9 protein-coding genes and 1 pseudogene are annotated in these 12,427 nt (G+C 44.0%); 6 read left to right on the forward strand and 4 right to left on the reverse strand.

Going from position 1 to position 12,427, the window contains the following annotated elements:
* The first annotated feature begins 2 nt into the window (after nucleotides 1-2).
* The 5 genes and pseudogenes from ACDZ28_RS18110 (at nucleotide 3) to ACDZ28_RS18130 (ending at nucleotide 6,918) form a co-directional block, all read left to right on the forward strand.
* Nucleotides 3-752: an AraC family transcriptional regulator gene (locus ACDZ28_RS18110; protein WP_375102424.1), complete on the forward strand. Its 750-nt coding sequence runs from the start codon at nucleotides 3-5 to the stop codon at nucleotides 750-752.
* A gap of 160 nt (nucleotides 753-912) precedes the next feature.
* Nucleotides 913-1,794 (forward strand): helix-turn-helix domain-containing protein, encoded by an 882-nt coding sequence (locus tag ACDZ28_RS18115; RefSeq protein WP_375102425.1) that lies wholly within the window; start codon nucleotides 913-915, stop codon nucleotides 1,792-1,794.
* A 132-nt stretch (nucleotides 1,795-1,926) separates the two neighbouring features.
* Nucleotides 1,927-3,351 (forward strand): family 1 glycosylhydrolase, encoded by a 1,425-nt coding sequence (locus ACDZ28_RS18120; RefSeq protein WP_375102426.1) that lies wholly within the window; start codon nucleotides 1,927-1,929, stop codon nucleotides 3,349-3,351.
* Between the two features lie 100 nt (nucleotides 3,352-3,451).
* Nucleotides 3,452-5,373, forward strand: a pseudogene (locus ACDZ28_RS18125) (beta-glucoside-specific PTS transporter subunit IIABC).
* A gap of 363 nt (nucleotides 5,374-5,736) precedes the next feature.
* A complete protein-coding gene (locus tag ACDZ28_RS18130; protein WP_375102427.1) occupies nucleotides 5,737-6,918 on the forward strand; it encodes an IS256 family transposase in 1,182 nt (393 codons plus the stop codon).
* A 428-nt stretch (nucleotides 6,919-7,346) separates the two neighbouring features.
* Here the strand turns inward: ACDZ28_RS18130 and ACDZ28_RS18135 are convergent, their stop codons facing one another.
* On the reverse strand, nucleotides 7,347-8,036 hold the full coding sequence (locus tag ACDZ28_RS18135) for a Crp/Fnr family transcriptional regulator (protein WP_375102428.1): 690 nt from the start codon (nucleotides 8,034-8,036) through the stop codon (nucleotides 7,347-7,349).
* 80 nt (nucleotides 8,037-8,116) lie between these two features.
* Between ACDZ28_RS18135 and ACDZ28_RS18140 the strand changes: the two genes are divergently transcribed.
* A complete protein-coding gene (locus tag ACDZ28_RS18140) occupies nucleotides 8,117-8,890 on the forward strand; it encodes an HAD-IIB family hydrolase (RefSeq protein WP_375102429.1) in 774 nt (257 codons plus the stop codon).
* A gap of 355 nt (nucleotides 8,891-9,245) precedes the next feature.
* On the opposite strand, the gene ACDZ28_RS18145 is transcribed toward ACDZ28_RS18140, so the two are convergent.
* The 3 genes from ACDZ28_RS18145 to ACDZ28_RS18155 form a co-directional block, all read right to left on the reverse strand.
* Nucleotides 9,246-10,445 carry a sugar MFS transporter gene (locus ACDZ28_RS18145; RefSeq protein WP_375105375.1) on the reverse strand — a complete coding sequence of 400 codons (1,200 nt, stop codon included), beginning with the start codon at nucleotides 10,443-10,445 and terminating at the stop codon, nucleotides 9,246-9,248.
* Between the two features lie 66 nt (nucleotides 10,446-10,511).
* Entirely contained in the window at nucleotides 10,512-11,129 is a 618-nt protein-coding gene (locus tag ACDZ28_RS18150; RefSeq protein ID WP_375102430.1) for a sugar O-acetyltransferase, read from the reverse strand.
* Nucleotides 11,130-11,159: 30 nt separating this feature from the next.
* A complete protein-coding gene (locus ACDZ28_RS18155) occupies nucleotides 11,160-12,200 on the reverse strand; it encodes an ROK family protein (protein WP_375102431.1) in 1,041 nt (346 codons plus the stop codon).
* Nucleotides 12,201-12,427 lie beyond the last annotated feature (227 nt).

Raw genomic sequence — 12,427 nt, forward strand, 5'->3', positions numbered from 1 at the left:
GTATGGATCAACTTAAAGGACAACATAAACTGCCGGAATATTGGTCCACACGTTCTGTGGATCTTTCAGAGGGATTTGTCCATCCTCCGCTGGATTATGAACATGAGCTTTTGGAAGCAATCCGACTCGGTGACGAGAAGCGGGCACTAGAAGCACTGCATAGAATTAACGCAATGGAAGCTGCTACGCTAGCCCGATATCCGCTGCGTTCCAAGAAAAACGCTATGATTGCATCCTGCACCTTGTTTACACGTGCGATTATCCGGGGTGGTGTTGACCCTGAGACAGCTTTTCAGCTGAGTGATACGTTCATTCGTGCGGTGGAAGCTACGACGGAGCTTGAGGCACTTCATCGATACGAATATGAAATGGTCCTGCAATTCATTACAGTGATGCGCCAGCAAAAGGAGAATCTTCACTATTCACATATTGTCAATCTATCCGTATATTTTATACGCGAGCATTTGTTTCAAGATTTGAACCTTAGCCTGATCTCTCGGCATGTCGGTGTGCATCCCAGTTATTTGTCCGACCGCTTCAAGCGTGAAACGGGTATGCCGCTCACGGAATTTATCAACCGGCGTAGAATTGAGGAGTCGCAGTCGATCCTCATTCACACGAATCAGTCTATTTCCGAAATCGCTTTGATGTTTAAATTTTGCAGCCAAAGTTACTATACACAGTTATTTAAAAAATACACGGGCTTGACCCCGAAGCAGTTTCGCCGGGACGGTGGATCAATTACGAAATGAGAGAAATCGAATCATTAACGATCCCTAAAAGTTGCTATCCATGCTTCCCTAGTTGGGTACTGGATAGCTCTTTTTACGTTTCAGCTTCAATAGCCAAACTCGCCTTTCTCCGCTATAAATGAGATTATAAATCCACTAAATAAGTAAGAGAGATGATCAGATGGCCATTTATTTGGAATTCCCACGACTTGATAAAGCCTTTCCGTACCGCTGTATTGAGAACGATGGCAGTATATTAACTACACCACATTGGCATAAGGAAACGGAAATTATCTGGATTGTTAAAGGGAAAGTGAACCTTGGAGTAAATGACCAGCCGATGCAGCTAAAAGAAAATGAGTTCGTCTTCATCAAAGGTGGAGATATTCATTATGTGATGGCTTCACCTAAAAGTGAGCGGCTGGTCTTCCAATTTGACCTTAGTTTTTTTCAGGACGTGATGGTTCTGAATAACACACCTTTTTCGCTGGAGGAGCTGTTTGCCTCAATTGAACCGTATTCGACATACTGGAGACCGGCTATTCAGCAGAAAATTGTTCAGTTATTGAATAAGCTATACCAGGAAGGCAAGGAACAACAGATCGGTTACGCATATGCTATCAAAAGCCTCTTGTGTGAGCTGATCACTGTTATGTATCGCGAAATGGATCATTTTAAGCCGCGAATGGTTACCAATAAGCCTTATTCCCGTGAAATTCTCGAGCAGTTGTCTATGGTCTTCCAGTATGTGGAGAAAAACTATACCCATCCTATCAAACTTTCGGATGCTGCGAAAATTCTAGGCTTCACTCCATCGTATTTCACCAAATTCTTCAAGAAGCATACCGGCAAAACCTTCGTCACCTTTTTAAACGAATACCGGATTGATAAGGCGAAGTGGATTCTCCTCAATGAAGATGATCCTGTGACAGAAATTGCCGGTAAGGTAGGCTTCGGAAGTACGAAGACTTTTTATCGTTTGTTCAAGGAAAGTATTGGTATCGCTCCTCTGCAATATAAAAGCTCAACCATCAAAGTTGCTTTTGGACAGGACCAAATATGAGAACAATTTGACAAAATCAAGGGATTCAATCTCCTCCAGCAAGCCTTATTATAGGCATAGGCAACTAAAGAAAACAGGTTGATGCTTATAAATGAGAGCATTTACAAACTGTTAGCAACTTGGAGGTTTATTATGAAATTATCCCGAGATTTCCTGTGGGGCGGCGCTATTTCGGCAATACAGACCGAGGGTGCGCATTTGGAGGATGGCAAAGGTCTATCCAATTTTGATGTTCTGCCAATGAATGACCGTCGTTTGAAAGACGTAATGATGGACGAGGATAATATTTTTACAGAAGAGGGCCAACATTATCCGAGCCATACGGGGATTCATTTCCGAGAACATTACAAAGAGGATATCGCCATGCTGGCGGAAATGGGTATCAATGCATTCCGATTCTCTATCTCTTGGCCGCGTCTATTTCCGAACGGGGACGAAGCAACTGCGCTGGAGTCAGGCCTCGCATTTTATGAGAGCATTTTGGACGAGCTTGAGAAACATAACATTGAGCCAGTGATTACTATCAGTCACTTTGACTTGCCGATGCATTTAGTTGAGCATTACGGGGGGTGGGCGAACCGCCAAGTGGTTGGTTTTTACGTCATTTATGCCAAGACGCTACTTAGCCGATTTGGGCACAGAGTGAAATATTGGATTCCATTCAATGAGATGAATATGGTCCTGCATATCCCTTTTATAGGAGGGGGCTTAACCTTTACAGCGGCTGACAACAAGCTGGAGAAAAAATATCAGGCTGCGCATCATCAGCTTCTAGCTAACGCTCTGACTGTGGAAGCGGGCAAGAAAATGGTTCCGGATATTCAGTTTGGCTGTATGCTAGCGGCTGGCAAGACGTATCCATATACATGTAAACCGGAGGATGTATTCGCTTCTCTGGAAAGTGACAAGCATACACTATTCTTCTCTGATGTGCAGGTATACGGCAAATATCCAAATTATATTGCACCGTATTTTGCCAAGCATAAGATCAACATTCACACGGAACCGGGAGATTTTGAAATTCTGAAGAACAATACCGTAGATTTTGTCTCCTTCAGCTATTACTCAAGCGCTTGTACGGCTGCATCCACGGAAGGACTGGAGACTCGTCGTACAAATGGTTTTGAGACGGTAAAAAATCCTTATCTGCCACCTAGTGGAAGTGTGTGGCAAATAGATCCGATCGGACTTCGTATAACAATGAATCAATTGTATGATCGTTACCGAATTCCGTTGTTTATCGTCGAGAATGGCCTTGGGATCGCTGATGAACCGGATAAGGATTTTCATGTTCAGGATGATTACCGGATTGAATACCTGTCCAATCATTTACGCAACATGAAGGATGCTGTGGAACAGGACGGAGTAGAGCTAATTGGCTATCTGTCATGGGGCTGCATCGACTTGGTTAGTGTAAGTGAGGGCAAAATGTCCAAACGTTACGGATATATTTATGTGGACGCTGATGACTATGGTAACGGTACTTTTAAACGTTATAAAAAAGCCAGTTATCACTGGTATAAAAAAGTGATTGAATCAGGCGGCGAGTGCCTCTAATGAGGTGTATGTAAACGAAAGCGGCGGTCCTATGGAAGAGGACTTGCGGCTCCGTTATTTTCAAAGCGTTCGAATGAAAACGGTTAAAGGGGAAGAGCATATGAAAAAAGACTACAAACTAATTGCTGAACAAATCATACATCTGGTCGGCGGGAAGGAAAATATCATTGATCTGGAACATTGCATGACTCGCTTGCGGTTCCGTTTAAAAGACAATGATAAAGCCGACAAGGAAGCATTAAACCGGATGGAGGCTGTAGCGGGGGTGAACGTAACGTCCGACCAATATCAGGTTATTATCGGCAATGAAGTAAATGCTGTATATAAAGAAATTATTGATCATAGTGTGCAGAGTGTTGATGACAGCGGGTCCGGTAAGCCTTCTGGGAACGGCAAAACCAAGGGAGTAATAGGCCAGGTCATTGACACGATTACCGGTTGTATGACACCAATGATTCCGGCATTAACGGCTGCAGGGATGATCAAGGTCATTCTGTCACTGTTGACCACCTTCGATCTGATGTCTCCAGAAGCAGACACCTATCGAATCTTGGATATTATCGGAGATGCTGCATTCTATTTCATGCCGATTCTGTTAGCGGTTAGTGCTTCCCGGAAATTCAGAGTGAATACTTCAGTTGCAGTTATCGTCGCTGGTGTTCTACTCCATCCTAACTTCTCTTCCTGGGTGGCTTCCAAGGATCCGATATCCTTCCTAGGAATGACGGTTCCATCTGTCATTTATGCAGCCTCAGTCATTCCTGTCCTGCTGACAGTATGGATGATGTCCTATATTGAGAAATATATAGACCGAATCGTCCCTAATATGCTGAAAATTCTGTTGAATCCAACGCTGCTGCTGCTCATCAGCGCACCTTTGGCCCTTATCGTTGTCGGACCGCTGGGGAATTATGCAGGACAAGGACTGGCTTATGTGATTGAATTGATGCAAGGCACGCTCGGTTTTGTCATGGTGGCTCTCCTTGCTGCCGCATTCCCTTTCATTGTTATGACCGGGATGCACCATGCGCTCACACCGATTTTTATCTCTGCCTTCGCAGCTACCGGGCAGGAAGCGTTAATTCTGGTCGCTCAGATTTGTGCGAACCTTGCTCAGGGTGGAGCTACACTAGCCGTTGCTATTCGCTCTAAGAGCAAATCGATGAAGCAATTAGCTTCTGCTTCATGGATTTCTTCAACGATGGGCATCACAGAACCAGCTTTGTATGGTGTAGCCTTGAAGTTGAAGAGACCGATGATTGCCGCTGCCATCTCAGCGGGCATCGCGGGCTGCTTCGCTGGGATTGTACATGTTACCTTGTATGTACCGCAGAACAACCTTATGGCACTTCTTGCTTTTTCCGGAGAAAAAGGAACTTCAAACATTATATATGGTGTAATTATGATGGTTGTTTCCTTTGTCGCAGCATTTCTGCTATGCCTCATGCTCGGTTTCAAAGATATTGAGGATGATACACTAGTATCATCTCCGGAGTCGGGTAACAAGTTCGTGCAGGATTCGATAAACAATGAAGTAAACTTCAATGCCGTAGAAATGGACAAGGGTAATGCTACATTGTTGTCCAGTCCGATGACAGGTAACGTATTGCCGCTCTCTGCGGTGCCGGATGAGGCGTTCGCAAGTGGGGCGATGGGCAAAGGACTGGCGCTTGAACCTTCTTCAGGCAGGTAGCTTCACCTATTGACGGTATAGTTGCTACCCTTGCTAAATCGAAGCATGCTATCGCCATTGTAGGCCATGATGGTACAGAAGTATTGATTCATGTGGGTATAGATACGGTTAAGCTGAAAGGGAAATACTTTAACACTCGGGTTCAGCCGGGTGACACGGTGAAGGCAGGCGACATCTTGATGGAAGTTGAACTGGAAAGCATCCGCCGTGAAGGCTTCAGCATTATTACACCGATCATCATCACGAATACGACTGAAACGACAGAAGTCATAAATCAGGCGGGTACTTCTGTGAAGATAAACGAAAAGTTGGCCTTGGTTACACGTTAATATTAGGAAGTGATAGTGATAGGGCCGATCCTGTTTTTAAGGATCGGCTCTTTGTTTTGTTACTGGAAGAGGTGCCGCTGCTAAAGTTAATCTTTCCGAATACTTCATACGCGAGCACCTGTCTCAGGATTTGACCTTTAGAGTGAACTCCCGGCATTTTAGTGTGCATTCTAGCTGTTTGTCTGAACCCTAAGAGTTTCACTGGCACAGTAGGGCTATTTTAATTGTAAAAAAGTACAACTATATGAGGGGCGGAGATGGCGTAAAGTAAGTTGTGTACCAAGATTTGGAGCCTAGTCAGGCAACAAAAAAGTAGGGTATTCTCGGGATTGTCGAAGTCCACTAAGAAAGGAACCCTACTCGATGACTATTCTACCCGAAAACATGTTAAATAATCTATTTGAAAATCTTGTCACCCAATTTGTAAAAGATAATCTAGAGTCCATTATGAAAGCGGAAATCCAGCAATTCATGACCAGTGAAGAAGCCGGGAACCACAACAGCCGCAACGGATACTACACCCGGGATCTACACACGAAATACGGAAATGTAGAGGATCTGGCCGTTCCTAGGGACCGTCAAGGAGCCTTCCAAACGCAGTTGTTCGAGCCCTACCAGCGGCGAGATGGATGGCTAGAGGAGGCTGTCATCCAGATGTACAAAAGTGGTATGGGAACGCGAGATGTGGCCCGGTTCATTGAAAGTATGTTCGGCAGCCACTATTCACCCACGACCGTTAGCAACATTACAGCTACGGTACTTGACGACATTCATCAGTGGCAGAAGCGCCCGTTAAACAAACGCTACTCCGTTATCTACCTGGATGGCCTATATGTGAAACTCAAGCGCAGCACCGTTAGCGGAGAAGTCGTTTATTTCGCCATGGGGATCGACGAAGACGGTCACCGCCAGATCCTTGGCTTTTACGTAGGCGGCCAGGAGAGCGCAAACGGCTGGCGCGAGGTGCTCAAAGACCTCTACGACCGTGGTGTCCAGGAAGTCTTGCTGGGCGTGTTTGATGGGCTTCCGGGACTCGATGCAGCGTTCCGTGAAACTTATCCGAAGGCGGATGTGCAGCATTGTATCGTCCACAAAGTGCGTTCGACCTTCCCGAAAATTCGGATTCAGCACAAAACGGAAGTCATTGAAGATCTGAAGACGATCTACACGGCTGCAGACCACGATCTGGCTCGGGCTGCGTTTGACACGGTGAAGGCCAAATGGGGCAAGCTCTACCCGAAAGAAATGCGGTCTTGGGAAGAACAGTTGCCAACGCTGCTGACCTTTTACAAGTATCCTGCGCTCATAAAGGAAGCCATCTACACGTCCAATCCAATTGAACGAATGAACAAGGAAATCCGAAAGCGTCTGAAACCCATGAATAGCCTCACGAATATGGATGCAGCAGAGAAAATTGTTTACCTCGACGTGATGGACTACAACGAACGCTTTAGCGAACGGGTCATTCGCGGTTTCGGCGATCTAGAAGTAAAGAAGAAACTAAATGAGATGTTTGAAGCACGATATCCACCGCAGGCAGAGTAAAACAAGTAGCTCGAATTCCCTTTTCCCTTGGGGCGGGGCCCCCGCCCCAAGGAACATCTGCACTAACTAACGAACACCCGAGAAGTTACCTTCTACTCTCTTACACAAACTTCTTGACGCTGCCGGGGCGGATACTATTTTCCATAAATAAGTGTAATTTGTACAACTAAAAATCCCGATCACACACAATTCTGTTCATTTTCTATTAAAAAAGTGTACAATGTGCAACTAAATGGGTGTTGACGTCAGATAGAGAAATTATAATTGTATAAAGTGCAACTATGGGGGCTGCCTAGACAGTTAGGACTAATCTAACATTACATAACCTGGCACGAAGAAAAGATCGATATCCGTTAGGATGACATCGATCCTTTTATCGTCGATAAAGCAGTTACCATCGCTGATTGACGGAATGATTAACTGCGCTCCTACTCATACCGTATTCCGTTAGACATTTCATCCAAACGCTCCCAATCGAGTACAACAATTTCTTGCTTAACTTTATATAAGATCTCCATGTCGGTGAGTCTTTGAATGACACGGTTTAAGTGGCGGGGCGTAGTCCCAATCAAAGAAGCTATATCTGGGATATAAGGCGTCTGAATTTCTTTTCCAAACTCCCGTTGAAGCTGTATCGTTAATAAATAACTTGCGAGTCGTTCCTCGACAGCGCCCAGTAAGTTCGTCCGTGATGCGGATGTGCAGGTTAGAAGCTTGTAAGATAGATGTTTCAACAATAAGTCTTTAAAGCTATGGTTATCCATTAGGTCGGACTCAACCTTTTGTATCGGAATAAATAAGAGGCTGGTCTGTTGTACGGCTTCCACTTGAGATTGGATCATTACCTCTTGCACGAACTCAATATCTCCAAATAAAGACAAGGCGGAGCAGAAGCGCAATAACAAGGATTTCCCTGTCCCCACGCTAGAAGAGACCTTAGTACGTCCCTCCACTTGAAAATAAATTCCGTCCAGCTCATCGCCCTCACGCAAAATGATTTCATTCTGCTCGTAAACACGTATTTGGATCAAAGAATACATTGATTCAGGGAAAACTTCGTCTAGATTAAATTGTGTAATGTAATGTGCTATAAGATGTGGATCTTGAATAGTTTTCATGGCTAACTCCTTTTTGGACATCGGTCCTTTCTATTATATATGAACTCGTTATTATAGAGGAAAAGGAGAGGATATAGACGATGAAATTTGTTTTTGATTTAGATGGGACCATTTGTTTTAGTGGCAAACCTTTGAGTGAATTTATCGTACAAGCCTTGGATGCACTTATTGAAAAAGGACATGAGGTCATTTTCGCGTCAGCCAGACCTATTCGTGATTTATTACCTGTATTACCTGCCCATATGCATCATTGTCCAATGGTAGGGGGGAATGGCGCATTTATTGCAAAGGATGGAGAGGTAATTTCGACCATACATTTTGACTCGCAGACTTCGGATAGGATCTTGAAGTTAATCGAAGAATTCAAAGCCACTTATTTGATTGACAGTCACTGGGACTATGCGTATTCGGGTTCCCATGACCATCCCATTCGTAAAAATGTAGATCCAGAGCAACGCGCCAAAAATGTTAGTCCATCTGAGCTGGATGAGCTTGTGAAAGTAGTTTTTTTGAGTAGTCTGAACGGGGAACAGTTAATAGAGCAGCTACATAGAATGCCTGTTGTGATCTATAAACATGGACAAGAGGACATTATTGATATAAGCCCTAAAGGCGTAAACAAATGGACCGGACTACAAAGATTGGGCGTAGAACCGCAGCAATTTATTGCTTTTGGCAACGATGCTAATGACATAGAAATGTTTAGACAATCCGCACACTCGGTTTGTGTTGGCGAACATATAGCCTTGGGAGAAATAGCAACGGAACAGGTGAGTAACGGAGAAGAGCAGATTGTTAGAAAAATAATGGAACTGGCGGAAGGGCTGCGATCTTCGTTTAGTGCTGATCACTAGCTCAAACGCCATTGTTGCATGCACCATACGTGTGGGAATGATGGCTTTAAGTATGAATGGACTATGATTGCGGACTGTATAGTGGCTATTACATGATTTTGCTTCTTTTGGCGGAGTATACGGACTCTTTTGAAGCAAATAAGGTTATCTGAGTCCGATGGGGATCTTCCTCGGTCAATCGCACAATATCTCATTAGCCCGTTTGCTCGTTGACACTTAACTCAGCAGCTCAATAGCTCGGAGTCCATCAGCTGACCTAGCAAGGATAGCGAGACCATAGTTCAATAAAAAACCTGCCATTTATATCGGCAGGTTTTGGCATGTATAAGCTGAAATAAGTGTAACAACTATTAGGTTAGATAAGTTCTTGGCGGCGATGTAAATAACGATAGAGTACACAGCCGGATATGGCGCATATCGCCGCACATAATCCGATAAATCCATAGCCAGCTTGAAGTCCGCGCAGCAAGCCTGTTTGCGTCTCCGCACCGTAAAGCCGCTTCACGCCTTCGATCACAGCACCTATAGCATAGTTACCAATCACGCTACCTACTCCCATTAACGTGACCGTAAATGTGATGGCGGTGTCGCTACCATGTGGATATCTTTTGGCGATAAAAGCCATAACCGTGGGATAAATCATCGCAATCCCGATTCCTGCAGCGGCAAATAGAAATGCGAGCTTTTCTCCACCCAAAATTGCGGCAAACGTACACAGGGCAGAGAAGGCTGAAAAGATGATAAGCGATAGGTTAAATCCAATCTTATCAGTAACGGGTCCGAGTAGGAGTCTTGCTAACGAGAAGCAAAGAAAGAAGGTAGACAGCATCCCAGATGCAGTAACCGTATCCCACAGGTATGCTTTTTCAAGGAAATTTACGAGCCATCCGCCTACAGCAAGCTCCGACACTACTCCGAAGGAAAGGATAAGAACCATTAGCCATAAAGCAGGGTCACGGACAAGCGTTTTTAAGGGAATACGGTCTTCATGTGGAAGATCGTCACCTGGAAACGTACTCCTTAAGGCAAATACAATAGGCAGTAAAGATAAGCTAAGCATTATTAGATACATTCCGCGCCAATCCAGAGTATGACCGAATATACTTACTGTCATCAGCCCTGTTGCCATTAGGGGAGCTAACGTGGAACTAAATCCGTAAAAGAAATGGGATAAGTTCATCATGGTCCCGGTATTTTTAATGAAGATACGTGCTCCCAGAATGGCAAGTCCAATCTCAAGCATTCCGTTTCCGATATACATCAGGAAGTATGAAGCCGAGAAGAGGGGATAGCTATGTGAGATGTAAATTAGAACGCCAGAGAATATCATGGATGCGAAAGCAATAATACTGACAGCCTTGATCCCCCACTTACGAACCAATAAAGCTGTGAAGGAACAGGCGATCAAATAACCTAGTGCGTTTAGGGATAAAAGGGTACCTAGCTGCTTTTCGTCCAGACTGAAGTCAAACTGAATTCTTGGAATGGCTGGCCCTTTAATATTTTCGGATATCCCAAACACAATAAACCCCAAAAAGATCGTTGCCAATTGCATGGCATAAACCTTATTAAATCCGCCAAAGCGATTTTTCAACGTGAGAACCTCCAGAATCGGGTATCTTTATTGCTCGGTGTCTCTATAGTACTCTTCTTTAAGTTTTTCCCAGTGTTGTTTATCGTCCTCCGTAATTTCTCTTAGCACTCTGCAAGGATTCCCCACGGCAATTACATTGTCAGGGATATCTTTAGTCACGACTGAACCTGCGCCGATGATTACATTGTTACCGATATTTACTCCAGGATTGATTACGGCATTTCCGCCAACCCAGACATTGTTTCCAATGGTAATCGGTGTACCGAATTCGAGCAGACTAATACGAACGTCCGCATCTATAGGGTGGCCAGCGGTATATACGCTTACTCTAGGTCCAAAGAGAACATTCTCACCTATCGTTACTTTTGCTACGTCCAGGATAATGCAGTCGAAATTGGCATAAAAGTTATTGCCAACTGTAATATTGCTGCCATAATCGCAGCGGAAAGGTGGCTCAATATGCAACGATTCACCCGTAGACTCGAATAATTGCTTAAGTAATTCTACTCTATATTCACCTTGTTCTTCCGTCGTATTGTTAAATAAACGAGTGAGCATTCTGGATTTTTTGCTATCTCTAGCTAATTCTTCTCCACCAGCCATGTAAAGCTTTCCTGCAATCATATTCTCTTTGTTTGTTGCCATTCGTAATTCCTCCTGAAGTTCTTGTTAGTTTTAGCGGCGCTTTTCAACCAGTTGCAACGAATAGGTCAAGCTTTCCAGCGTGATCGCAATTAATCCGTTCATGTAATAATCATCAGGGTGATCCAGCACAATTAGATGAGGCATATGCTCGTCTGGAATGAATGCCAGACAATTTTGATAGATATGTGGTATATCCTCTTGTCTAACTTGTTCGCCTGTGAGCGCTATCGTCTCAGGGTTAATAACTGCCGTCAATGAGGCAATGGTGTGAGCTGCTAAGGGGATAAATGTTTCTGTCTGCCCTAAACGAATGAATTGCTCGTCACGCGAGATTCCAAAAGGTAAAAATGAGACTTCGCCCGCGAATCTAGTATTTCCTTTGTGGATATGCCCGTCGATCATCATCCCTGCACCCGGAAAGGCACCTTTGATAAAGGTCAGCACGACTATGGTTTTGTCCTCTTCGTAATCCTGCTGCTTATAGAATCCGTAAACGGTTAGATTCATGTCATTTTCGACCGTGACTTCAACCTCGTATTTCTCTCTGAGGAGTGATTCTAAGGGAGCATGAATTAAAGTCTTGATATCACAAATATTAATGACACCTTGGTGAACCAGTCCCGGGATTCCGATACCAACGGCTTTGATGTTGTTATAGGCTTGAATTAGTGTGCCTACTAAACGATCTATGGTCGTAGCATCAATACTCTCAGCTTTGATATATCCGCCATCGACACGTTGACCAACGGAATTCGTTACTGTATAGGTTAAGGATTGTAGCCCATCTTCAATTTTGGCATAGATGCATGCGATGTAGAAGAAATCAACATTATAGATGAATCTTCGAGCCGGCCGACCTCCATTGGAAGCCTCCAGCTCCGTCTCAATGACTTCACCTGTCTCCATAAGTTCATTCAATATATTTCCGCAAGTGGCAATACTTAATCCGGTGGCGCTAGCAATCGTTGATTTGGTTCCTTCTTTCATCGACTTTAAGGCTTGCTTGATAAGCTCCTGATTTATCTTTTTAACACGAATAGAATTGTTTGCGATTTGGTTTATTTTATTCACCTCTAGACTTTTGAAAATGGTTATTAAAAGTGTTATCAATACTATAACTTGGTGTTTTATAAATGTCTATATTAGTTGAACTTTAAATTTTTCTATTAAGGTAATTGTGTGACTGCGGTGAACGCTTGGACTTCCGGCCGCTATTGTCCCCAGATTTCTTGATTATATACCGTTTTTCACGGTTGAAATCTGGTGACAGTCCACGCTTCCTTATTGAATGTTGCTAA

Origin of the sequence: Paenibacillus sp. RS8, assembly GCF_041956825.1 — a bacterium.
Lineage (GTDB): Bacteria > Bacillota > Bacilli > Paenibacillales > Paenibacillaceae > Paenibacillus_AQ.

Coding starts and splice junctions, on each gene's coding strand:
- ACDZ28_RS18130 (WP_375102427.1), top strand. CDS start 5,737: ATGACTATTCTACCCGAAAACATGTTAAATAATCTATTTGAAAATCTT.
- ACDZ28_RS18150 (WP_375102430.1), bottom strand. CDS start 11,129: ATGGCAACAAACAAAGAGAATATGATTGCAGGAAAGCTTTACATGGCT.
- ACDZ28_RS18135 (WP_375102428.1), bottom strand. CDS start 8,036: ATGAAAACTATTCAAGATCCACATCTTATAGCACATTACATTACACAA.
- ACDZ28_RS18110 (WP_375102424.1), top strand. CDS start 3: ATGGATCAACTTAAAGGACAACATAAACTGCCGGAATATTGGTCCACA.
- ACDZ28_RS18120 (WP_375102426.1), top strand. CDS start 1,927: ATGAAATTATCCCGAGATTTCCTGTGGGGCGGCGCTATTTCGGCAATA.
- ACDZ28_RS18115 (WP_375102425.1), top strand. CDS start 913: ATGGCCATTTATTTGGAATTCCCACGACTTGATAAAGCCTTTCCGTAC.
- ACDZ28_RS18140 (WP_375102429.1), top strand. CDS start 8,117: ATGAAATTTGTTTTTGATTTAGATGGGACCATTTGTTTTAGTGGCAAA.
- ACDZ28_RS18145 (WP_375105375.1), bottom strand. CDS start 10,445: ATGCAATTGGCAACGATCTTTTTGGGGTTTATTGTGTTTGGGATATCC.